Annotated in this window: 16 protein-coding genes; 14 read left to right on the top strand and 2 right to left on the bottom strand. The window is 62.3% G+C overall.

The window, feature by feature from the left end; all coding sequences use genetic code 11:
* Window positions 1–19: 19 nt before the first annotated feature.
* Window positions 20–2,737 (bottom strand): DEAD/DEAH box helicase, encoded by a 2,718-nt coding sequence (locus tag Pan216_RS04565; protein ID WP_145255452.1) that lies wholly within the window; start codon window positions 2,735–2,737, stop codon window positions 20–22.
* A gap of 248 nt (window positions 2,738–2,985) precedes the next feature.
* Between Pan216_RS04565 and Pan216_RS04570 the strand changes: the two genes are divergently transcribed.
* The 6 genes from Pan216_RS04570 (at window position 2,986) to Pan216_RS04595 (ending at window position 10,995) form a co-directional block, all read left to right on the top strand.
* Window positions 2,986–4,740: a hypothetical protein gene (locus Pan216_RS04570; protein WP_145255455.1), complete on the top strand. Its 1,755-nt coding sequence runs from the start codon at window positions 2,986–2,988 to the stop codon at window positions 4,738–4,740.
* Complete coding sequence (locus Pan216_RS04575) at window positions 4,737–6,089, top strand: DUF1800 domain-containing protein (protein ID WP_145255458.1); 1,353 nt, start codon at window positions 4,737–4,739, stop codon at window positions 6,087–6,089. Before Pan216_RS04570 ends, Pan216_RS04575 begins: the two co-directional genes overlap by 4 nt.
* 43 nt (window positions 6,090–6,132) lie before the next feature.
* Window positions 6,133–7,374 (top strand): DUF1501 domain-containing protein, encoded by a 1,242-nt coding sequence (locus tag Pan216_RS04580; RefSeq protein WP_145255462.1) that lies wholly within the window; start codon window positions 6,133–6,135, stop codon window positions 7,372–7,374.
* 152 nt (window positions 7,375–7,526) lie between these two features.
* Window positions 7,527–8,387: a HEAT repeat domain-containing protein gene (locus Pan216_RS04585; RefSeq protein ID WP_419193651.1), complete on the top strand. Its 861-nt coding sequence runs from the start codon at window positions 7,527–7,529 to the stop codon at window positions 8,385–8,387.
* A 648-nt stretch (window positions 8,388–9,035) separates the two neighbouring features.
* Window positions 9,036–9,698 (top strand): class I SAM-dependent methyltransferase, encoded by a 663-nt coding sequence (locus tag Pan216_RS04590; protein ID WP_419193257.1) that lies wholly within the window; start codon window positions 9,036–9,038, stop codon window positions 9,696–9,698.
* Between the two features lie 301 nt (window positions 9,699–9,999).
* On the top strand, window positions 10,000–10,995 hold the full coding sequence (locus Pan216_RS04595) for a zinc-dependent alcohol dehydrogenase family protein (protein ID WP_145255471.1): 996 nt from the start codon (window positions 10,000–10,002) through the stop codon (window positions 10,993–10,995).
* A 251-nt stretch (window positions 10,996–11,246) separates the two neighbouring features.
* Here the strand turns inward: Pan216_RS04595 and Pan216_RS04600 are convergent, their stop codons facing one another.
* Window positions 11,247–12,332, bottom strand: a complete 1,086-nt coding sequence (locus Pan216_RS04600) for a tetratricopeptide repeat protein (RefSeq protein WP_145255474.1) — start codon at window positions 12,330–12,332, stop codon at window positions 11,247–11,249.
* A gap of 499 nt (window positions 12,333–12,831) precedes the next feature.
* Here Pan216_RS04600 and Pan216_RS04605 point away from each other — a divergent pair, with 499 nt between their 5' ends.
* The 8 genes from Pan216_RS04605 (at window position 12,832) to Pan216_RS04640 (ending at window position 22,153) form a co-directional block, all read left to right on the top strand.
* Window positions 12,832–13,815 carry a DUF1559 domain-containing protein gene (locus tag Pan216_RS04605; RefSeq protein ID WP_145263618.1) on the top strand — a complete coding sequence of 328 codons (984 nt, stop codon included), beginning with the start codon at window positions 12,832–12,834 and terminating at the stop codon, window positions 13,813–13,815.
* A 127-nt stretch (window positions 13,816–13,942) separates the two neighbouring features.
* Complete coding sequence (locus Pan216_RS04610; RefSeq protein ID WP_145263620.1) at window positions 13,943–14,923, top strand: DUF1559 domain-containing protein; 981 nt, start codon at window positions 13,943–13,945, stop codon at window positions 14,921–14,923.
* Window positions 14,924–14,985: 62 nt separating this feature from the next.
* Window positions 14,986–15,384, top strand: coding sequence for a hypothetical protein (locus Pan216_RS04615; RefSeq protein ID WP_145255477.1), 399 nt, complete (start codon window positions 14,986–14,988; stop codon window positions 15,382–15,384).
* A gap of 107 nt (window positions 15,385–15,491) precedes the next feature.
* Entirely contained in the window at window positions 15,492–16,661 is a 1,170-nt protein-coding gene (locus Pan216_RS04620) for a multiheme c-type cytochrome (RefSeq protein WP_145255479.1), read from the top strand.
* 35 nt (window positions 16,662–16,696) lie between these two features.
* Complete coding sequence (locus Pan216_RS04625) at window positions 16,697–17,404, top strand: class I SAM-dependent methyltransferase (protein WP_145255482.1); 708 nt, start codon at window positions 16,697–16,699, stop codon at window positions 17,402–17,404.
* 369 nt (window positions 17,405–17,773) lie between these two features.
* The gene (locus Pan216_RS04630; protein WP_145255484.1) at window positions 17,774–18,301 is read left to right on the top strand and encodes a hypothetical protein; all 528 of its coding nucleotides are present in this window, start codon (window positions 17,774–17,776) and stop codon (window positions 18,299–18,301) included.
* A gap of 856 nt (window positions 18,302–19,157) precedes the next feature.
* A complete protein-coding gene (locus Pan216_RS04635; protein ID WP_145255487.1) occupies window positions 19,158–21,545 on the top strand; it encodes an Ig-like domain-containing protein in 2,388 nt (795 codons plus the stop codon).
* A 182-nt stretch (window positions 21,546–21,727) separates the two neighbouring features.
* A complete protein-coding gene (locus Pan216_RS04640) occupies window positions 21,728–22,153 on the top strand; it encodes a hypothetical protein (protein ID WP_145255490.1) in 426 nt (141 codons plus the stop codon).
* The last annotated feature ends 172 nt before the right edge of the window (window positions 22,154–22,325 follow it).

Raw genomic sequence — 22,325 nt, forward strand, 5'->3', positions numbered from 1 at the left:
CGAATCGATCAACGGGCTGTTATGCCCCGGTCCCATTCGCGGCGAGGAGCTTGGCCAGCGACGTCGCGAGTCCATCGTGCGCTTTGCGGTTCGGAAGGACGATCGAAAGTCGTTGTTTGCCCGTCGAGTCCTCCTCGGCGCATTGGGCGAGTCGGTCGCGCATCGATGACACGAGCGACTCGGGAGGTTGGGAATCGTCGCCGTTGCCGACGATCTCCCCGAGGAACGAGAAGGCGGCGCCAAGCATCTCGCCTCCCGCCTGGGCGACCCGTTCCCGCTGGGCGGCGATTCTCTGTTCCTCATCCTGGAGTTGCCGCTGTCGCGATTCGTCGATCGCGGCGTCCGGAGTCTTTCCGAGGAGCACCTCCAGACGTCGCTTCAGCTCCTCGATCCCGCTCGTCAGTTCGACTTCGGAGACATCCGACTGCGCGTCGAGGACCGAGAGGGAGAGCTTGTTCTTCGCCGAAAGGGTGGCGAGCAGGCTTTCCTCGATGGTCTGCTCGGTGAGCAGCACGTAGACCTGGACGGGGTTCTTCTGCCCCATGCGATGGGCGCGGGCGACCCGCTGTTCGAGCACCGCGGGGTTCCACGGGAGATCGACGTTGATGACGGTGTTCGCGGCTTGCAAGTTGAGCCCCGTCGACCCAGCGTTGGTGGTGAGAAAGAGCCGGCAGTCGGGATCTTTCTGGAAGCGGTTGACGAGCGCCTGTCGTTTCTTCTGGGGAACCTTCCCGTCGAGACGGACGAAGTCGAGCATGCGCTCTTTGAGGATCGGTTCGATCAAGTCGAGCATGGTCGTCCACTCGGAGAAGAGGACCGCCTTGCGATCGGGCTCCTCGAAGAGTTGCTCGATCAGCTCCTTGAGTCGTTCGAGTTTGGGCGAGTACCCCGGCTCTTCCTTGTCGACCAACGTCGTACTATCGGCGGCCATGCGGCACATCAGCAAGCTCTTTCGCATGCGAAGGAGGTCCATCTCGCTGATGTAGGACTTGCGAGCGATGGTCGAGACGATCTGCATGTGGGAGCGGTGCAGATCGAGCTGCTCCTCGGTCGGCGGAATTCGCACGACTTCGGACGTGCGCGGAGGTAGCTGGTCAAGCACCTCATCACGAGTCCGGCGGAGAAGGATCGGCTGGAGGTTCTCTCGCAGCTCGTCGAGGTGTTTGTAGCCCAGGACCTTGCCCTTCTCGTCGACGACTCGGTGCCGATGGAAGAAGCGGAAGGCGGGCGCCAAGCGACGATCGTCGATGAACTGAACGACCGAGTAGAGTTCATCAAGCCGGTTCTCGAGCGGAGTGCCGGAGAGGACCAGGGCGAAACGAGACTTGAGGCCCTTGATGATTCGGGCGGTCTTCGACTCCCAGTTCTTGATGCGCTGTCCCTCGTCGAGAATGATCAGATCCCACTTCACTTGTTCGATGGCGATGATGTCGCGAAGGACTTGTTCGTAGTTACAGACGGTGAAGAACGAACCCTGGGCGTACTGTTGGGAACGTTGCGCCACGGGGCCGACCACGAGTTGGATCGAGCGGTCGCTGAATCGCTCGACCTCCGAACGCCATTGCGACTTGAGGGACGTCGGGCAGACCACCAGGACACGACGGATTCCCGCCTCGCGCGCGAGAAGCTCCGAAACGCCAATACCCTGAATCGTCTTGCCGAGTCCCATATCGTCCGCGAGGACGGCTCGTCCGGCGCCGGCCGCGAAGGCGATACCGTCGAGTTGGTAGGGCAGCAACGGCGTCTTCAGCAGGGTCTTTCGCAAGGGGTGCGACTTGGGCCGTTTGCGAATCTCGGCGACGACATCCTCAAGGTGGCTCGCGAGAAGCCGTTCCTCGATCAACTGTTCGGCGTCGGGGTAGATGATCACGTTGTGCTCGAGGCGCTCCAGTTTGCGGAGGCATCTGAGCAAGCCGCTCATGTCACGAATCGGACCTTTGGCGAGCTTGCCGACCGCCTTGGCGACGTCGGGCCCGTGATCGTCCGCGAGCGTCAGGTGAAGTTCCAGTTCTTCGCCGTAGTGGACGTGAATGAAACTGTCGGGGGTTCGCGGCGGCGTCGCCCGCGCCTCGGCGGAGAATCGGCGCCGGACGCGTCGCAGCGCGTAGAGCAGGTGTTTGCAAGTTCCGAGGGTGTTGGTGCGGAAGTCGGGACAACTGCAATACGACTCGCCCGCTTCCTCGCCGCGAAGGGCGAGGCGATACGACTTCCCCGAAGCCGCACTGGTGATCGTGTAGTCCGTCCATGGCTCCGAGGGATCGTTCGATCGGAGCGTGAACTTCTCCTTCTTGGAACGCTCGACTCGATCGGCGAGCGCCTGCTCAACGAGTTGCTCCTCGCTCAGGCATTCGATCGGGGATCGCTCGGGAGGCGCTTCCGCGAGACCGAGAAGTGTCTTCTCTTCCAGGATCAAGCTCACCGCGGTGCCGATGCAAGCGCAAGTCGTCTCGCACTCAGAACACTCGAAGTGAATTCGATCGCGCGAATCTTCCCGCGACGACAGGGTGACGACCACGTCCTCGCCGCCAATTCGGGAGGGGGGAAGGCGAAGGAGGAACCGCTCATCGTCGATCTGGAGACACGTGTCGAGGTCGAGGTCATCGTAGCCTCGCGAGCCGCGATGCAGTAGCTCACGTCCATGCGGCCCGAGAAGTTGGCAAGCCTTGTTGTAGGTGAGTCGGGAGAGACGATCCTTTAGTCCGAGTCGTTGGGCTGGTCGGCGAGCTGTTGTGGACATTGAGCAATCCTTGCGAAGGGGCGACGAATCCATTTACGAAGCGAACTCAATGCGATCCCTCCGGCTTCGAGGGGGGACGACATGGTTCACGCCAAGTGGTCAGTTTAGCCAATGATCTCCTGGCGCCAAAGGTGCTTTTGTCCGGCATTCACCTGAAACCCACCCCGCGATGTCGAGGTAAGCATCGTCAGAAACAGCGCGGGAGTCTCCCGCCTGTCGGCATCTCCATCTTGCCGGGAGATTGGTTCATGCGTGCATCACGACTATGGGGCGCCGTCTGCTTGGTCGGCGTCCTCTCGTTTGGATCGGTGCGGCCCAGCGGGGCGGACGAGCACAACGCCGGAGTCGCGGCGCGCTTGCCGGCCGGAGCGCTGGCCACCGTCGAGGTCGAGGGACTCGCGGCGGTCGTCGAACGCCTCCTCGCGTCCGACTACGCGGCGGATCTACAACAACGTTCCCTCCTGGCCCCGCTACGAAAGACCGAAGGCTATCGGCGGGCGATCGCGGCGAAGCGAATGGTCGAGTACTACTACGGCATGTCTCTTCGCGACCTCTCCCGCGATCTGTTTGGCGGTTCGATCGGGGTGGCACTCTATCCGCCCGAGGACGACGAGAAGCCCGAACTGCTGATCGTCGCGCATCCCTCGAATAAGAAGGCGTTCGACGAGGTCCTCGGTCGCACGCGAACGTTGCTGGTCGCCGTGGCCGCCGACAAGATGCGGGAATCCAAGCTGATCGATGGGACCAGTCTCACGGCGGTCGACGACAAGGTCTATTTCGGGGTGAGGGAAGGTTGGCTGGTCGTGGCGACGACGGAGCGTCTCGCCGGGCAGGCGGTCGCTCTCTTGGGCGGTGATGGAGAAGTGCCCTCGTTGGCGGAGGATGACGCCTACCGGCGAGTGACGAAGCGACTCGGTCGGGGTGGGGTGATTCGTGGCACGGTGAAGCGAGCTTTTCTCGAGGCGGCGAGCAAAGGGAAGTTTCCGCCCTCGCGGTTCGACAACGCCCTCGCGGCGCTTCTCTTCGGTGGCATCTTCGAGATGATGGGCGAGAGTTCGATGCTGGCGTGGTCGTTGGGGGTTGCCGAGAATGACGTCTCGCTCACGCTCGCGATTCCTGGCGATGTCGCGAGGTTGCCCGAACGCTACGCGGGGTATTTCGCCGACTCGAACAAGGACGCGGCGCCGGGGATTCCACGGATCAAGGGCGAGATCGCCGGGTTGACGATGTATCGTGACCTCGCGTCCCTCTACCGTGGCCGCGAGGAGTTGATGGAGGAGCGAATCCTGCCGAACTTCGACAAGTTCGAGTCGGGCTTGGGGAACCTTCTGCCGGGGAAGAGTTTCGCCGAGGACGTGCTGCCGAACTTGGGCAAGCGTTTTGTCATCCTCGCGTCGACGCAGAGCTACGAGCACCTTGACGGCAAGCCCGGCGTTCAGCTACCCGCCTTCGCGTTGGTGGCCGACTCGTCGAGTCCGGACGCCAGCGACTTGTACCAGCTTCTCTTTCAGACGGTCGTCTCGATCGGGAACTTGACCGTCGGCAAACGGGGTGGCGAACCCTGGATCATGACCGGCGAACAGTACGAGGGCGTCCAGATCTCCTATTGTCGTTTCCTCAACCGGCCCGCGGGGGAGGAACTGCCGTTTATCAACAACTTCACCCCCGCGTCGGCCCTGGTGAAGGACCGCTACATCATCAGCTCGTCGCTGGAGCTTTGCCGGCAACTGGTCGGCCACTACCAGGGCAAGGATACTCCGGCGACCGAGAATAGTGATGACAACGTCAAGCTGCTCGTCCAGGCCGACACCCTGGCCAATATCCTCGATCGCAACAAACATCTGCTTGAGGCTCGCATGATTCAGGAAGGGACACCGGCGCCGGCGGCCAAGGCCCGGCTCGCGTTTGCTCTCGAGTGGCTCACGCGGCTCGACCAGTTCCAACTGACGAGCAAGGTGGAAGGGGACGGACTCGATCTTCGCGCGGAGGTGAGTTGGAAATGACGACCGCCGACTCGGTTTCGCTCGCTTCGCTCGAGGTGTTTCAGCCTGGTCCCAAGGGATGGACGCTCGAGGAGGCTGCTCACTTGCTACGCCGGGCGGGCTTCGCCGCGAGGTGGCAAGAGATCACCGCCGCCCATCGCGCGGGCGCGGCGGCGACCATCGAGCGCCTGCTCGCTCCCGAGGAGCCGCCCGCGGAGTTCCAAGAGACCGACGAGCTTCTCCATCGCGTCGCGATTGGCACGGGGGAGATCCAGGACCTGAAGGCTTGGTGGCTGCACCGGATGCGTTATTCGAACGCGGCCCTGACGGAGAAGATGACCCTCCTCTGGCACAACCACTTCGCCACGTCGCATGCCAAAGTCAACTCGGTCCGGCTCATGGCCGATCAGAACGCGCTCTTGCGTCGTCACTGTCTCGGCGACTTTCGGACCCTCGTTCATGAGATTTCTCGAGATGTCGCGATGCTCGTCTGGCTCGATGGCAACGCGAACAAAAAGCGCCATCCGAACGAGAACTATGCCCGTGAGCTGATGGAGCTCTTTAGCCTTGGCGAGGGGAACTACTCGGAACGCGATATCCAGGAAGCGGCTCGGGCCTTCTCGGGATGGCATGTCCGGGAGAATGAGTTTTGGTTCGATCGCGGTCATCACGACTTCGGTACGAAGAGCGTTTTCGGCAAACGCGGGAATCTCGACGGCGATGACATCGTCGACCTCTGCCTCGAACAGGAGGCGTGCCCCCGCTTCCTCGCCACGAAGTTGCTAGACGCTTTCATCGGGCCTCATGTCGGCGACGTGGAAGTCAATCTCCTCGCTGGCCGCATCCGCCACCACGACTTCGCGATGGACAAGGTCGTCGGGGAACTGCTGCGGTCGGAGCTCTTCTTTTCGCCGGCGTCGCGGGGAGCGATCATCAAGAGCCCCGTCGACTTCGTCATCGGCACCTACCGAACGCTCGATGTGCGTCCCAACCTTCAGAAGACGAGCCAGCTTCTCGCCGAGTTGGGGCAGGACGTGTTCGAGCCTCCGACCGTCAAGGGATGGGAAGGGGGACGGCATTGGATCAACACGGCGACGATCTTGCTGCGGGCCAACTTCGTCGCGGATCTGCTCGGCGGCCAACGCTACGGGGAGGTCCCCGCGGTCGTCGAGTCGGTTCCGACCGCGCGGCGAACATCACCAAAGGAGCTCATCGAGCACTTCGCGTCGCTTCTGGCGAGTCGTTCACTGGGCGAGGACTCGCTTGAGCGTTTGAATGACTACCTCGTGGGGGCCGGTGCGGTCGACGAGCAACGGTCGCGCAAATTGCTTCACTTGCTGATGACCTCACCCGAGTACCAGTTCGGCTGAACACGGATCGACGTCGATCCACCTCCAATCGAAGGAATTCACCATGCCGACACGACGCACGTTTCTCAAGCGGCTCGGAGCGACGGGATTGGTTTCCCTCAGTGGTCTGCCGCCGGCACTCTTGGCGCGAGCCTCCCTGGCGGCGGAGCGGCACCAGCGACAAGGAAGCGGTCGAAGCCTCGTCGTCATTCAACTGGCGGGCGGCAACGATGGTCTCAACACGGTCATCCCCTACGGCAACGATCTCTACGAGAAGAACCGTCCGGGCGTACGCATCGGCAAGGACGCTGTCCTCAAACTCAACGATGAACTCGGGCTGCATCCGGCGATGGGGGCGATGAAGGGACTCTACGACGACGGGGCGCTGGCGATCGTTCAGGGCGTCGGCTACCCCAATCCGAACCGTTCTCACTTTCGCAGTACCGACATCTGGCAGACCGCCTCGCTCGACGAAGAGAGGCCCGATGTCGGCTGGCTCGGACGAGCGATGGACGAGGACGATTCGGAGAGAGAGGGGACGTTGAGGGCTATCAGTCTCGGCTTCGACCGTCTTCCGTTGACGCTGGTGGCTCACACCGCCAACGCTCCCAATGTGCGCGATGTCGACCGTTATCGGCTCGACCTGGGAGGGAGAGACGACGCCGACCGAACGAAGCGGCGCCGGCTCATGACCGAGTTGGCGCGACCGGGAAGTGATTCGGCTAGCGATCTCGACTTCGTTCGTCGAACCTCCATCTCCGCGTACGACAGCGCCGATCGGCTCCAGTCGCTGGTTGCCTCGTACAAACCGGCGGCCGACTACCCCCGCAACGGTCTCGGGCAGAAGCTCCAACTGATCGCCCAGATCGTCGCGGCGGAGGTCGGGACCGAGATTTTCTTCGTCTCTTTGGGTGGATTTGACACCCATTCGCAGCAAGCTGGTGCCCACACGGCGCTTTTGGGAGAACTTTCGAGCGCTTTGGGTGCGTTTTGGAGCGATCTGAAAGGACATGATCTCGAGGATCGCGTCGTCGCGATGACCTTCTCGGAGTTCGGGCGACGAGTGAAGGAGAACGGCAGCCTGGGGACCGACCACGGGGCGGCGTCGCAGATGTTCGTCCTGAGTGCCCAGCCTCCCGCGGGGATCATCGGGGACCATCCGAGCCTCTCGGATCTCGACGATGGTGACCTCAAGCACCACACCGATTTTCGTAGCGTCTACCAAGCCATGCTCGACGACTGGCTTGGCTATCCGAGCCAGGCGATCCTCGGAGGGAACTACCCGCGCCTCGCTCTCTTCTCCTGAGTGCGAGTCACGCGCCGTCGTCATAAACGGAACTCCGGCCCTTGCTCCTCGGTCCAACCGGCGAATTGGAGCGTTGCCGACCCCGGAGCAACCATCTATGCTCACGGGGGGCATGCTTCCTCATATGGCGAAGGAGAAGGTCGGTGAGCACCATGTTGGTGTCGATTGGACTAGTGGCGACCGCGTTGGTGGCGCAAAGCGAGGATCTCAGCGATCGTGTCTCGCGAGAGGTCTATCACCTCCAGAGCGATGACGTTGTCGAACGTCTCGAGGCGGCGCGTCATCTTCGACAATTGGGCGATCAAGCGCAGGCCGCGATTCCGGCGCTGATCAAGGCGCTGGGCGACCCGGAGATCGAAGTTCAGCGAGCGGCCGCCTTCGCGCTGACGACGATGGGGCCAGCGGCGAAGGATGCCGTGCCCGCTCTGATGAAAGCCACCAAGAGCGATGATCTGTCGCTGAAAACTCACGCGGTCGTCGCGCTGGGCAACATTGGTCCCGCCGCGAAGCCGGCTATTCCCAATCTCGTCGACATCCTCAAGAACGCCGAGAAGTACACGACGCGTTCCGAGGCGGCCGGGGCGCTGGCACGCATCGGTCCCGCCGCGATTCCCGCCCTGATCAAGCTCGTCGAGGACGACAAGGACGTCGCGGTTAAGGAGACCGCGGTCCGCGCCTTGGGCCAGATCGGGCCTCCCGCCCAATCGGTCCTGCCCCAGGTGCTGGAGGTCGCCAAGGTGAACGACGATCCGACGCTCCGGCGTGCGATCTTCGTCGCCTTTGGCCAGATCGGTCTGGACGACAAGTCGCGGGCGATCGTCATTCCCATGCTCATTGACGCCTTGAGCAAGGATCGGGTCGAGGCCCGCTACAACGCCGCCTACGCCCTGGGACGAATGGGTGCCAAGGCCAAGCAAGCGATTCCCGCCCTCAAGGCCACCGCCAAGGACGACAAAGACGAATCGGTCCGCAAAGCGGCGACCCGCGCGCTGCAGCGCATGCAAGGCTCGTAGCCCTCAACGACAAACCCTTCTGCTATTACCCCTCCTTGTCGAGCCACGGCAGCCAAGCAGCCCTGGCGGTCTTGGCAGGGGGACGTAGAGCGGGCTTCTTCCGGTCGCCGGATAAGCGGACTCCGTGGGTGATCGCAAACGGCTTGAAGAGAAAGCCGTCCCCCCTGTTGTCCCCCCCCTTGGACAAGTGGGGGACGTTAAGAAGGGTCGCCCCACAGGGGCTCGACGCGTGGATCATCCTATCCTGGCACTCACCTAGTCGGCCGCCGCTTCACGGCTCCTTCGCTCCATGCCCTATGCCAAAAGTGATGACGGCCCAGACAATCTACGGGACCATCGGCGTTCATCCCAAAGCTCTTCCCCTTCTGGGGCCTCGTGTTCGCTCCGCCAATTCGGATTGAAGTGCAATCTGGGCGACCCATCAGTCCTTCGACTCCCTCATCCGAGTTGGAACGCGCTCGTCTTGACGAGTGTTCACCTCCCCAGCGTCCGATTCCACCAACTTGCTCTTGACTGATTTGACCATCCGCGTGATGGAGCGGCCGATCGTCCCTGGGCGATGTCAAGTCCTGTCGGACGGCCCCGCTTCCGAGTTGGCCGGAGGCCGCGCGTCGACGGCAATACAAATCACGTTGGATGGAGTCTCCGATGGTCTGTTGGAAAACCAAAGCCCGCGACGAGTTCGACTACTGGAGCAAGTCGTACGATCGCAGCCCGCTTCAGCTCCTCTTCTTCGGACCGTCGCACCGGTTGATCTTCAACTCGGTTTCCATCCCACCGGGTGCCCGCGTGCTCGACGTCGGATGCGGCACCGGCCAGTTCGCGGCCCGTCTGCTCGATACCTATCCCGAGGCGAGCGTCGTCGGTCTCGACCTGAGCGAAGGCATGCTCCAAAAGGCCGAGGGACTCAAGGAGCGCTACGGCGACCGACTCACCCTCGTTCATGGCGACAGCGAGAACTTGCCGTTCGACAACAACGAGTTCGACTTGATCACCTGCATTCACAGCTTCCACCACTATCCCCACCAGGACCGCGTCCTCGACGAGATGTACCGCGTCCTTTCGCCCAGCGGTGAGCTCGCGATCGTCGACGCCAACCGCGACAACCCGTGGGGATGGCTCATCTTCGATTGCATCGTCGCGACGATCGAAGGGGCGGTTCATCACTGCTCGGCCGAGGAGTTCCGCAAACTCGGGCAGCAGTCGGGTTTCGCCGATATCAAGCAACGCTACGGCGGGCACGTCGCTCCCTTCATGCTCACCCACGCCCAGGCGAAGAAGGCGGACGTCGCCCTTCGCGAAGCGGCGTAAGAACCGAGCATTCGCTAGCGGTCTCGATGCCCCGGACGTCCGACTCCGGGGCCGTCGCGGTCGCGAATTTCGGTTTTGTGGGCACTTTTCGCGAAATCACATCTCTCGTGTCGGCATCGGTCGATCGCCGGTTTTCCGATCCCTCACAACGGGACTCGGGCGGTCATTGACCTGGACATCGACCCTCCAAATTCCCAAACACGACCACTATTCAACCAGGGTGAGCGATCGACCGAGCAAGTCTGGCCATGACGTGCCATCGTGCGCGGTCCGGTCCCACCGATAGAGGGAGAGTTGGCCGATGCGAGCCGTTGTCTTCGACCGTTTTGGTGATCCCGCCGAGGTGCTGGAACCGAGAGATGTCTCCGATCCAAGTCCCGGGCAGGGAGAGGTTCTGGTGCGGATGCTGGCGAGCCCCGTCAATCCCTCCGACTTGATGGTCGTGCGGGGCATCTACGGCCGGCTTCCCACCCCTCCCGCGACCCCCGGCTTCGAGGGCGTCGGCGTTGTCGAGGCGGACGGCGGCGGCATGGTCGCCGGCTGGTTCAAGAACAAACGCGTCGCGGTCATCAACAGCAAGGGGGGGAACTGGGCGGAGAAGGTGGTCATCCCCTTCAAGCAAGCGGTGCCGCTACCCGGTTCGCTGCCGCTCGACCAGGCCGCGACTTTCTTCGTCAACCCCGCGGCGGCCTACGTCATGACACGCAAGGTCCTGGGCATGGGCAACGGTAAGTGGCTCTTGCAAACCGCGGCCGGATCGACCCTCGGACGAATGGTCATTCGGCTGGGACGTCGTTTCGGCTTCCGCACCATCAACGTCATTCGTCGTTCGGAGCAGGCCGACGAGTTGCGCCGGCTCGGCGCCGATGAAGTCGTTGCGACCGACGTCGAGAACATGGAAGAGCGAGTTCGCGAGATCACCGGCGGCGAGGGAGCGAAAGCCGCGATCGACTGCGTCGGCGGCGAACTCGGTTCGAGCGTCATTCGGTGTCTCGCGCGACGCGGCAAGCTGCTGGTCTACGGCACGCTGTCCAACACGCCGCTGTCGTTCTCGTCGCGCGATCTGATGACGCCCGGCACCTCGGTCGAGGGCTTCTGGCTGGCCAACTACATGGAGCAGCTCGCGCTGCCCTCGAAGATCATGCTGATGCGGACGATCACGGGATTGATCAAGGATGGGATACTCGAGTCGGAGATCGGCGAGTCGTTCGCCCTCGACGACATCAAGCAAGCCGCCACGGAGGCCGAAAAGGTGGCCCGCGGCGGCAAGGTGTTGCTCAAGTTCGGAGAGGCGTAAGCGATGGCCTGAGCCCTGGTGGACAAGCTCGCCGGGTGACATCTCGTCTTGGGATCGTGCGGGGGCTTGTCAACAAGAAGGGCGTTGAAGGCGCCTCGCGCACGTCCACGACGAGCGTAAGACTTTCCAGCATACCCACGACGAGCGTGAGACTTTCCAGCATACCCACGACGAGCGTGGGTCTTTCCAGCATGACCACAACGAGCGTGAGCATGCCGCGGCACCCCACTTGGCAGCCAGGACGGCGGCTGCTATTCCCGAAAAGGCTTGCCTTGCTCGTAGAGCTTGAGTCGCGCCTTCCCGGCGGCGAGCTCTTCCTCACCCAGGCCGGCGTCCTTGGCCAACTTGAGAGCCTCTTTCTGGTACTCGACCGCGTGCTCGAAATCGCCCGCTTCGGCGTACGCCGCCGCGAGGGTGTCGATCGAGTCGTAGTCCTTCCACTGACTGAGTTGGCAAGCCTTGTTCGCGTACTCGTAGGCCTTGTAGCCATCGCGAACCCCTTCCTCCTGGCTGGTCGCCAGAAGCCACGCCAGCGCGTTGTGACCGCTGATGCTCTTCGGATTCAGTTCGATCGTCTTCTCGTAGTCCGCGATCGCCTTCGCGTGATCTCCCATCGCCAGATGGGTACGGCCACGATTGAGCGTGAAGAGCGAGGAGTTCGGACTCAGGGCGAGGGCTCTGTTGAAGTCCGTGATCGCTTCCTCATGCTTTCCCAACTCATGCTTGGCGACGCCACGGTCGTGTAGGCATTCCACGCAATCGTCCTTCATCCGCAATGCCTCGTCGAGGTCGGAGATCGCCTCCTCGTGGTTGCCCATCTTGGCGTAAGCGACCGCGCGGCGGAAGTACGACATCGGCGCGTCTGGATCGATCGTGATCGCCTTGCCGTAGTCCTCAAGGGCTTCCTTGTACTCTTTCTGGGCGGCGCGGGTGTCGGCGCGATTGCGGTAGGCCAGCGCGTAGCGTGGAGAGGCTTGGATCGCCTTGGAGAAGGTGGCGATCGCCTCGTCGGGACGGTCGAGTTGGCGATAGAGGACGCCGAGATTGTTGAGGAACTGGGGAAAGTTCGGCTTGAGCTCCAGGGCCCGCTGGTAGTCTTGCAGGGCTTGTTGGTGCATGCCGAGTCGATCGTAGGCGACGCCGCGGTTGTTGTAGCTGTGCGCGTCCTTGGGATCCTTGCGGATGGCGGCGTTGAGATAGCTGATGGCGGCCTTGGGTTGGCCGGCGTCGACGAGACGCTGTCCTTCCTTGGCCGGATCGCGCGAGTTCTGGGCGGAAGCGAGTTCGGCGCCCACGACCAAGACGAGCGCCAGGGCGAAGAGTGTCTGGGGTTTCATGGTTTCCTCGGAGAGAGTCGATTCCACGGTCTCATTGGTCGCCCATCTTACCAGCTTTCGCTGGTCGTGATGACCTTCCCTTTTCGATCAAGTCGCGTCTCTTGGGGCGGGATGCCGAGAGAATCGGGCAAGGAGTTGTGCGGGGCGCAACCGTGCCGAGCGGCGTTTCTGTTTCAATCGTCCTGATGTTCATGGACCAACGGCGCTCTTTTGCGTTGACGCCGAGTTTCATCTTGATCAGACTCAGGGAAGGGCAAATCAACGTCCCAGGCCTTTGTGACCAATACCTTTACCGATTCTCCACGGCGCGAGATCCGTTCAAGTGCGGTTCCAACGTCGAGAGTCAACCAACCGCCGATGCGTGGCTTAGTTAGTCTTCGTATCGATCTCGGTGGCATGTCCCGTTCGAACGAGGTTTGGTCGCGGAGGAAGCAGAAGGGGAAGGGGAAGGGGCGGCGGGTGCGTTCATGCATCGGCGCCGGTCAGGGGGAAAAGGAACATGCGGCGTCGTGGATTTACACTCGTTGAGTTGCTGGTGGTGATCGCCATCATCGGCGTGCTCGTCGCACTGCTGTTGCCTGCGGTTCAGCAGGCGAGAGAAGCGGCGCGTCGAGCCCAGTGCACCAACAACCTGAAACAGTTGGGGCTGGCCCTCCATAACTACCAGCAAGCTCACTTGCGTTTTCCGCCCCACCAAATTTGGGGGCTCAATTCCGATCCGCTGGCGTCGGGGTGTGCTCCCAACTGCGGGACCGGCATCGGTCATCTGGCCTTGATGCTTCCGTACATGGATGAAACCAACGTCTACGACCAGATCAATTTCGAACGCAACTTTAAGAGCGGCGTTCAAAGTACCGCTCGCGGCAACCAGATCGATACGTTTCTCTGTGGTTCGGACTTCGGATCGCGAAGTTTTCGGACCGGAACTCCCCCGGAAGGAACTTCCAACTACGGCATGATGACCGGAACGTCGATGCGGTCGGTGGAGCCATGCGACACCCCCTACGATCGGTTCACCTGCACACGCGCGAACGACGCCAATGGCTTCGGGTGGTTCTTCGGGTTGTCGATCGCCGAAATCACCGATGGGACCAGTAAGACGATCGCCATGGGGGAGTTCTCGCGGGCACGTCCCTACACGTACGTCTCCGGCTCGACCCCCTGCTATGATCCCTCGGACCACACCGTCGGCCTCCAGACGGGTCGGCCTCGAGGTCGACGTTGGATTAGCCCGAAGATTCACGAGGGAGTCTTCCTCAACGCCGTCCGAACGCCAAATCCTCCCGATCCCGATTGCATCCAGTGGGCCAACACGAACACTGAAGGGGAGCCCGCCGACATGCCCTTGTCGAGTGAGCACGCCGGAGGAGCTAACGCACTACTGGCCGATGGCGGCGTCGTTTTCATCAGCGACGCGGTCGATTTGGGAGTCTATCAGGCAACGGTGACGATCGCTGGTGGCGACGCCGGGCTTTCTTTCTGACGTCCGCCTTTCCCTGACGGGTGCGGCGGTGTCGGCAAGAGTTGTCGTTGGGCCATCGAAACGCGGGTTTCAACTCTGGTAAACAACGCTTGGCATTCTGCCGAGTCTTGAGAAGGGGAAGAGGTCAATGCGCCGCGCATTTACGCTTGTCGAGTTGCTTGTGGTGATCGCCATTATCGGCGTCTTAGTAGGTCTGCTTCTCCCCGCCGTTCAGCAAGCGAGAGAGGCGGCACGACGAGCTCAGTGCTCAAACAATATGCGTCAGCTAGGCTTGGCTCTCCACAACTACCACCAGGCCCACCTTCGTTTTCCACCCTACCAAGTCTGGGGAAACAGCGGCGACAACTTCGGCACCTGCACGCCGAACTGTGGGCCTGGCTTCAGTTTCTTCACGATGCTTCTCCCGGAGATGGAGAAGGCATCGATCGCCGAGAAGATCGACTACAACCGCAACTACCGGAACGCCGTCCAAAATGAGGCGGGATCGGCCACCATCCCTGGCTGGCTCTGCCCGTCAGACAAGGGCTCCCGGAGTTTCACGTCCGGCAACCCCGCCTACGGGACCGCGAACTATGGGATGATGACCGGAACGTCGATCTATTCCGGATTCATTTGCGATGTCCCTGGATGGGAACGTAAGACCTGCTCCCGAATCGACGACGCCAACGGCTTCGGCTGGGTCTTTGGCCTTTCTCTCGACGAGATCACCGATGGGGCGAGCAAGACCTTCGCCATGGCGGAGTTCACCCGCGCCCGCCCCTTTACTTACATTTCCGGCTCGATCCCGTGCTATGATCCCTCCGACCCCACCATCGGACTGCTCACGGGACGTCGGCGCGGTCGTCGCTGGATGAGCGTCAAGCCTTACGAGGGAGTCTTCCTCAACGCCGTTCGGACTCCCAATCCTCCCGATCCCGACTGTGTGGTCTGGCCCAACATCTCGACCGAGAGCGAAGAAGCCGACATGCCCGCCTCCAGCGAGCATCCCGGGGGAGCCAACCATCTTCTCGCCGACGGCGCCGTGCAGTTCGTCAGCGATAGCGTCGACCTTGACCTCTACCAGGGGACGGTGACGATCTCCGGGTCCGATCAAGGAGTGCAATTCTAATCGCGGGCGATCTTCGCTCGTCATGCCCGTTTCGATTCCGTGTCGTGGAAGGAGTTTCGCCAATGCGACGAGCGGTCGCTTTGTTGCCGTTGTTGTGTTCCCTCGTGCTCGGTTGCGGTAGTTCATCGCCGACCAATACGCACGTACCAACCCCTCAAGAGCCTTGGCCGGAGTTGAAGGCCCTCAACGAGATGGTCCTGACCTACGCGCCGATGATCCTGCAAGGCAGCGGCGACGGCGGCGCTCGCAAGAGCAAGACGAAGATCGAGGAGGTCGCCAAGGCCTTTCTCGACAACCCGGTTCCCGACTGGTACCAGCAACATGCTGGCGAGAAGGTCGAGGTCGTCAAGAAGAACACTCAGAACTTCCTGTCCGCCCTCGAGGGTACCGACAACGCCAAGCTCAAGGACGACACCCGAACGCTGGCGATGTCGATCGTTCACATTCCCATGCTGGACTAATTCACTGGTCCATCAAAGTCTTGGGGGGCCACTGGCCGCTTGTCAACCAGTGTCAAAGGGTTGGGGTGGCGCCAACACCAACTTCAAGTTGGAACAGAGCACAAGGCATGGCGAATCTCTTCGCGGCGAGTCCTCGTCATGGCCGGCTTCCCTTCGGCGTCGTCGTTGGTCTCGCCACGCTAGCGGTGGTGATGCTCGTCGGCGTGGTCATCCTCTGGCCGATGGACGGGCCGGGGAGGACACAAGCCAATCGTGACGAGCGACGCTCCTCCACGCACCTCTCCATCGAGGACTTCGCGGGGGACGCGTCGTGCAAAGCGTGCCACGCGCGCGAGTTCGAAGCCCATCGGCAATCGGGCCATGCGTCCACCCTCCTGCCCATGCCCGCGAGCGATCTCGCCCAGCGATTGAGCGGCAACGCCGTGCGCGACCCGCAGCGCGGCTACGCCTACGACTTCACGCTCGTCGATGGGACCTTCACCGTCACCATCCCGGAGTTCTTCGGCGCCGAGGGCCTCGCCGTCGACTGGCTCCTCGGCTCGGGGATTCACGCTCAGACCCCGGTCTCCCTCTCCCGCCAGTTCGGCACCGGGCTCGAGCACCGCATGACGTGGTATGCCGAGTCCGACGCGATGGGAGTGACGCCGGGCCAGCAACTCTATCGCTCCGAGGATGTCTCGCAGCCCGCGGAGTACTTCGGCCGCGTCTTCACCTGGAAGGAGATGTGCGACTGTCTCGGTTGTCACGCGACCTTCCTGCCCGAAGATCGAGAATTGACGCCCGAGACGATCATCGCCAACATCGGCTGTGAACGCTGCCATGGCCCCAGCCGGGCCCACGTTGACGCCGCGCGGCGGGGAAAGGCCTTCGAGGCGCCGACCCCGATTCGCTTTCCGGACGCCGAGACGCTGGTTGACGGCTGCGCCGAGTGCCATCGGGGGGAGAAGGATGTGCTTGGCGACGCGGCCGCGCTGAAGAACGTTCGCTTTCAGCCCTTCGGCCTCAAGCGGAGCGAGTGCTTTCAGAAGACGCCGGGCGGAATTTCCTGTAGCGCCTGTCACGACCCGCACGGACCGGTTTCGACCGACCGTGTCGTCTACAACCGCGTCTGCATGAACTGTCATGAGCCCGACACCACCAAGGGGTGTCCCAAGGTCCCCGTCGGCGACTGTGTCTCCTGCCATTTGCCGCCCGTCGAGATTCACCCCGGGCTGACCTTTCACGATCACTGGATCCGGGTTCGCAACGACGAAACGGACGCCAAAACGATAAAGTAGTGTCGTTCGAACTTTCCGAATTCAGGACCTTCACGATGCGAACGTTCTTGTGGTTCCTGCTGGCCGCGACGGTGCTGGTCTCCCCGATCATCGCTCAAGAGACCGCCGCGCCCGTCACCCGCCAGAGCGTCAAGCCGGGGATCAACAAACCCTTCCTCGATCCAAAGCTCGAAGTCGAGGAGTGGATCGAACGATTCGAGGTCGAGAGTCGCGAGATCGTCCAAGCGAAGGACGAGATCCTCAAGGAGCTGAACTTGTCGCCCGGCCAGCGGATCGGGGACATCGGTGCCGGGACGGGGCTCTTCGTCGCGCCCTTCTCCCGAGCGGTGGGCGAGAAGGGATGGGTCTACGCGGTCGATATCGTCCCCCGGTTCGTCGAACGCTACGGCAAGATCATCGACATCCTCCATCTCCAGAACGTGACGCCGGTGCTCTGCGGTCAGGACGACGTTCGGCTGCCTCCCGGTTCGATTGACGTCGCGTTCGTGTGCGATGTCTACCACCACTTCGAGTATCCCGATCAGTCGCTCGCCTCGATTCACGAAGCGCTCGTTCCGGGCGGCAAGCTCGTGGTGATCGACTTCGAGCGGATCCCCGGCAAATCGCGCGAGTGGCTCCTCGGTCACGTCCGCGCCGGCAAGGAAGTCTTCCGTGAGGAAGTCGAGAAGGCCGGCTTTCACTTCGTCAAGGAAGCGTCGATCCCGACATTCGAGGAGAACTACTACCTGGTCTTCGAGCGGTAGGAGCCAACGTAAGCTCCGGGGGCCAGCTTCTCGTTCTCGCTGGAACCGATGGCTGTTCCTTGGTTGATGCGCTCACGTCACGAAGCACTGCGATCCTCGCATCGGTCGATGAACGGCTGGCTTGGACGAACGGACTTCCAACGGTCCCGTTCGGCTTGCTCAGAATCGCTCGAAAATTTTCGTCGGCCGATGTCCTCCGTTCCCGTCGCCAGCAGGTGGAAGTGACGAAGGCCAATCAGAACCGAACGAACCTCGCGGCAAGTGGATCCCAAACGACGGATCACCGTCACCGGTGCGCCCGTACGTTTGTTCGTTTGGCACGAACGCGGATCCGTGACTTCGAGGAACGTTCGTATCGGGAGACGGGACATGTCTTGTGGATGTGGTCACGAATCAAGCGATCCGATGATTCATCAGTTCGACCTCGCGGCTTTGACTTCGCTCCAAGCGAGTGCCGCCGCCGAGATGACCCAGGAGTTCAGCACGCAGCAGATCTGGCTGATCGAGGGGCAACCGACGGTCGCGACAGGAACTGCGGATGGGAAGAAGGGATGCGTCACGGTTCCCATCTTTGGCATTCCCTTGAAACTCTGTTGGGAGATCAGAGAAGTCGATCCATTCCCGCCGGAAGTCTCCATCCGGGTGCGGTTCAGCGTGAGCCACAATGGCTCGGAATACTTCTCGGTCATCCTGCTCATGAAATGCGAGGACGTGCTCAATCCGTCGACCTGCTCGGTGACGGTGGAGAGTGAGAACGTGCTCATGGAAGCCTATCGACCGAGCTGCAACTGGTCGTGTCTGCGGAGATGCGCGCCGGGATGCATTCGTTGTGGCACCAATTACTGGTGCTGGGCGGCGTGCGCGGGAGCATGTGTACTTCGCTGCTGCCGTGTTTAGCAGCGGGTGGATCGACTCGCTGAAGGCTAAGGACGGCTCTCGTGACCAATCTCGGCGTTGAAACAATTCGGCGAGTTCGCGGATTCGCCTGCGTTTCCTCTCCTTGATCTTGGCCAACATTGATCGTTCTCGCGTTGGCCCACTTGAACCAACGGACTGCTAGCGGGTCTCAGATAGACAACGCTCGACGTTGGCGACCGGAGCGGCGGTTACTCAGATCGATGTCCAACTGGGGCACGGGGTAGCATCTCGCTGCTTTCTCAGGGAACCGATGTTCGCCGTCGCGGTAGGGAAGGACAAGGGTCAATCCGGCCCGGGTCCACTTGCCGCGACGGAGCGTTCCGGAGAGGGAGTGTCGTTGCGAGCAGGTCTCATCGGTACTCCCTTTCCCGTCCACCTTCCCCTACTATTTGGGTCGATGGACCCGTTCTCCTACCGCGATCCACGCACCGCGCCACCGAAGTTTGTTACGTCCCGCCGAGATTTGATTTGTGATCGAACGCCAGCCTGTTGACCTCAACCGCGGGGAGTTTTCGGCTCATCCTCCGCCCGCCTCGCGACCCTGGCTGCATCATTTTCGCATTGCAGGATGCGTCGGGGGCGTTAGGTTGGAGTGGTGGGAGTCGTCTCTAAGCGCGATTCCGCCACGCCGAGAGTCCATCATCATTTCGTGCACAACGTTCACGAACCCTAGAAGTCTGATGGATGGACCGCGAATTCGGCCAAAGCGTTGACCGGAAGCGGTTCTTCTTCGCTTGTGAGATGCCAGCGGCCGATGAGTTGACTCGAAGGCCTACCCCGGCGGGAAGGATCACCGCCGGACGACCAAGACACGCGTTCGATGAGGACCCCCGGTATGCCACTCCCTTCGCCTTCCGCCTGGCGCACGCCCTGGTCGCGTCTGCGACGATTCCTCGGGCCGACATCATCCAAGGACCGCACGGGTCGTGAGCCTCGGGTCGAGTCGTTGGAGGAACGGGCCGTCCCGGCGACCTTCACCCTTGCCGACGGTGTCGGGGCCCAGCAAGAGTTTGTTCGCAACGTCTCGGCCGTGGTGACCTACGAGCACGATGTTTCCGGCGATGGCGTGGCCGAGTTGGCGTGGTTCTTCGACGATGGTCTCACCGGCGGCACGCCGATGATTGAGCCCTTCGAGTATGGGCCCGCGGGGTCCAAGCCGATCGTCGGTGACTGGGATGGTGACGGGGTCGAGACGATCGGAGCCGTCTACTCGGGCATGGATCTCGACGGCGATGGTGTGGCCGGCTTGGCCTTCTTCCTTCGCAATTCCAACACGCCGGGCGCTCCCGACATCGCCCCCTTCGAGTACGGATCGGCCGACTGGGCCGCGATGGTCGGCGACTGGGACGGCGACGGCATCGACACGATCGCGGTCGTCGAACGCGGCGTCGATTTTAGCGGCAATGGCAACCTGACACTGGGATGGTACGTCCGCAACGAGATCGGACCGGGTGCTCCCGACATCACCCCGTTCGAGTATGGCTGCGCCGACGGCAACGCCGTGGTGGGAGACTGGGACGGCGATGGCCGCGACAGCATCGGGGTGGTGACCTTCAACGCCGACATCAATCGGGACGGCCTCTACGGGCTTGGATGGCAGTTGCGAAACAGCGTCTCCGGCGGCGTGCCCGACATCGGCCCCTTCGAGTTCGGACGTCGCTCCTTCACCGAGGTCGTCGGCGACTGGAACGGCGATGGCATCGACGGGATCGGCGGCGTCTCCACCGACGGCACCTGGTTCCTACGCAACACCCTCTCGACGGGCGAGGCCGAACTGCCCACGTTCAACTATGGCGATGGTCCGGCGATCCCGCTGGTCGATACCGTCGACGTCGTGATCCCCTCCGCTCCGGACATCACCGCGATCGTCGAGGACACCGGCATCTCCGATAGCGACGGCATCACCAACGACCCCACCCCCATCGTCATTGGCGTCGCCGATCCGGGAAGCCCCGTGCAGCTCCTGCTCGACGAGACGTTTCTCGCGGAGACCGTCGCCGACGCGAACGGGGATTGGAGCATCGATCTCGGCAATAGTCCGATCGCCGACGGCACGTACACCCTCACCGCCCAGGCGTCGCCGCTGATCCTCGACGCCTTCCCACGATCGGCCGTCTTCCCGATCACGATCGACACCGTCGCTCCCGACGCCCCCGCGATCAACGGGATCGCCGACGACGATGGCGATTCGGGCTTCGACGGCATCACCACCGACCAGACGTTGATCATCTTCGGCAACACCGAGCTCGACACCCGTGTCGAGGTGCTGCTCGACGGCGTGCTGCTTGGGCTCGCCCAAGTCGATGAAGCCGGGACGTGGTCGTTCGACAACACGGCGCTGGCGCTCGAGCCGGACGACTATCTCTTGTCGGCCCGAGCGATCGACCTGGCCGGCAATGTCTCCGCGGAGTCGCAGCCCTTCGCGGTCACTGTGGTTGACCCGACCCCGGTGCCACCTCCCCCGGCCCCCCCGGTGGTTCCTCCGGTGGTCCCTCCCTCGCCTCCGGTCGTTCCTCCTTCTCCGCCGGTGGTGCCGCCGTCGCCTCCCGTGGTGCCCCCGTCACCGCCGACGCTTCCCACGCCGTTGATCGAGGACTACTTGGTCGACACGGGATTCGACCCTGGTGATCGGGTCACCAGCGATACTTCGGGCGAGCTCACCGGCATCGCGGAACCTGGGGCGACGGTCGAGATCTTCTTCGACGGCTTTTCGCAGGGAACGACGATCGCCGACACGGGAGGATTCTGGACGTTCGACAGCTTCAGCATTCTGCCCGAGGGGGATCACATCTTCACCGCCCAGCAATCGAACACGCTCGGAACCTCCGCGATGTCGCCGGACTTCATCGTCAAGTTCGACACGACGATGCCGGTGGTCGAATCGTTCACTCGTTTCAACCCGCTGAGCGAGGACACCACCGTCAACACCTTGGTCTTCCGGGCAGCGTTCTCGGAAACGGTGATCGGGGTCGATCCTTCGCTGTTCGTTGTCACCGGAACGACCGCGACGGTGGTGAACGTCGTCGAGGTCATTGGCAGCGACGGCATGATCTACGAACTGACGGTGACGGGCGGAGACTTGGCGACGGTCGACGGCATCGTTGGCATCGACTTGGCGAATATCTCGCTCGTGTTGGACGTGGCGGGCAACCCGCTGGACCTGACCGAACCGACGCTCGACGAGACCTACGATCACCAGTTCACCATCAGCATCGGCGCGTAGGGTGGGGCTTCAAGCGTAGGGCGGGCCAGCGCCTGCCGTGCGCGTCACTAGACGGGATGGAAGCAGGAAGTGAACCACCGGGGCGCGGAGGGGTAAAGCCCGGGGCGTGATGGCCGAGGATCGTTGCAAGACGTTCGTCACGACGAGCGAGGTCTTTGGTGGCAGCGTCCGCGTGATATTGCATGAGACATGCCCATGGCAGTTGGGCGGCTTACGCCACCAGCGACGCCGACATGGGTATCGGGATGACCTTGAAGATCGTTTCGGGCCGCTGGAGTATCGAAGAGCACTTCCACGACGTCAAAGAGGTCTTGGGCGCCGGCCAGCAACAGGTGCGCAATCTGGACTCGAACATCGGCTGCTGGAACCTGTGCGGTTGGCTCTACGCGATGGTGGAACTGGAGTGCTGGGACGCGCCTGCCGAGCAATTGGTCGACCGTGATGATCGGCCGTGGGACAATCCCGGTCGTCGGCCATCGCATGCCGATCGCCGGCGCCGGATTGCCCGCGACATGCTACGTGACGCACTATGGGCCGATCTAGCCTCCGGCCCCGACCATCCCAAGATCCGCCTGCGATTCGAGCACCTCCTCGCCCTGGCCAGCTAGGACGATGGCAGGCCAGAGAGGCTTTTGCCTAAAGTGCAGGAGAAGAGAGCGTCGTCGAGAATCTGGAACGCGTTGTTCTCGAACGAAGTTAGAGAGGCGAGAACGCCCCCCCTGAGAGAATCCGTCTACGATGACCGGCCCACGCCTTCGTGACGCTGGGCCGTTCGTGGCC

It is taken from the genome of Kolteria novifilia (assembly GCA_007748055.1).
GTDB classification, from domain to species: Bacteria; Planctomycetota; Planctomycetia; order Kolteriales; family Kolteriaceae; genus Kolteria; species Kolteria novifilia.

What these genes read in the sequence shown, in the direction of transcription:
- Pan216_RS04635 (WP_145255487.1), top strand. Translation starts at nt 19,158, where the DNA reads ATGCCACTCCCTTCGCCTTCCGCCTGGCGCACGCCCTGGTCGCGTCTG.
- Pan216_RS04580 (WP_145255462.1), top strand. Translation starts at nt 6,133, where the DNA reads ATGCCGACACGACGCACGTTTCTCAAGCGGCTCGGAGCGACGGGATTG.
- Pan216_RS04600 (WP_145255474.1), bottom strand. Translation starts at nt 12,332, where the DNA reads ATGAAACCCCAGACACTCTTCGCCCTGGCGCTCGTCTTGGTCGTGGGC.
- Pan216_RS04565 (WP_145255452.1), bottom strand. Translation starts at nt 2,737, where the DNA reads ATGTCCACAACAGCTCGCCGACCAGCCCAACGACTCGGACTAAAGGAT.
- Pan216_RS04625 (WP_145255482.1), top strand. Translation starts at nt 16,697, where the DNA reads ATGCGAACGTTCTTGTGGTTCCTGCTGGCCGCGACGGTGCTGGTCTCC.
- Pan216_RS04630 (WP_145255484.1), top strand. Translation starts at nt 17,774, where the DNA reads ATGTCTTGTGGATGTGGTCACGAATCAAGCGATCCGATGATTCATCAG.
- Pan216_RS04610 (WP_145263620.1), top strand. Translation starts at nt 13,943, where the DNA reads ATGCGCCGCGCATTTACGCTTGTCGAGTTGCTTGTGGTGATCGCCATT.
- Pan216_RS04620 (WP_145255479.1), top strand. Translation starts at nt 15,492, where the DNA reads ATGGCGAATCTCTTCGCGGCGAGTCCTCGTCATGGCCGGCTTCCCTTC.
- Pan216_RS04640 (WP_145255490.1), top strand. Translation starts at nt 21,728, where the DNA reads ATGAGACATGCCCATGGCAGTTGGGCGGCTTACGCCACCAGCGACGCC.
- Pan216_RS04595 (WP_145255471.1), top strand. Translation starts at nt 10,000, where the DNA reads ATGCGAGCCGTTGTCTTCGACCGTTTTGGTGATCCCGCCGAGGTGCTG.
- Pan216_RS04570 (WP_145255455.1), top strand. Translation starts at nt 2,986, where the DNA reads ATGCGTGCATCACGACTATGGGGCGCCGTCTGCTTGGTCGGCGTCCTC.
- Pan216_RS04605 (WP_145263618.1), top strand. Translation starts at nt 12,832, where the DNA reads ATGCGGCGTCGTGGATTTACACTCGTTGAGTTGCTGGTGGTGATCGCC.
- Pan216_RS04590 (WP_419193257.1), top strand. Translation starts at nt 9,036, where the DNA reads ATGGTCTGTTGGAAAACCAAAGCCCGCGACGAGTTCGACTACTGGAGC.
- Pan216_RS04575 (WP_145255458.1), top strand. Translation starts at nt 4,737, where the DNA reads ATGACGACCGCCGACTCGGTTTCGCTCGCTTCGCTCGAGGTGTTTCAG.
- Pan216_RS04615 (WP_145255477.1), top strand. Translation starts at nt 14,986, where the DNA reads ATGCGACGAGCGGTCGCTTTGTTGCCGTTGTTGTGTTCCCTCGTGCTC.
- Pan216_RS04585 (WP_419193651.1), top strand. Translation starts at nt 7,527, where the DNA reads ATGTTGGTGTCGATTGGACTAGTGGCGACCGCGTTGGTGGCGCAAAGC.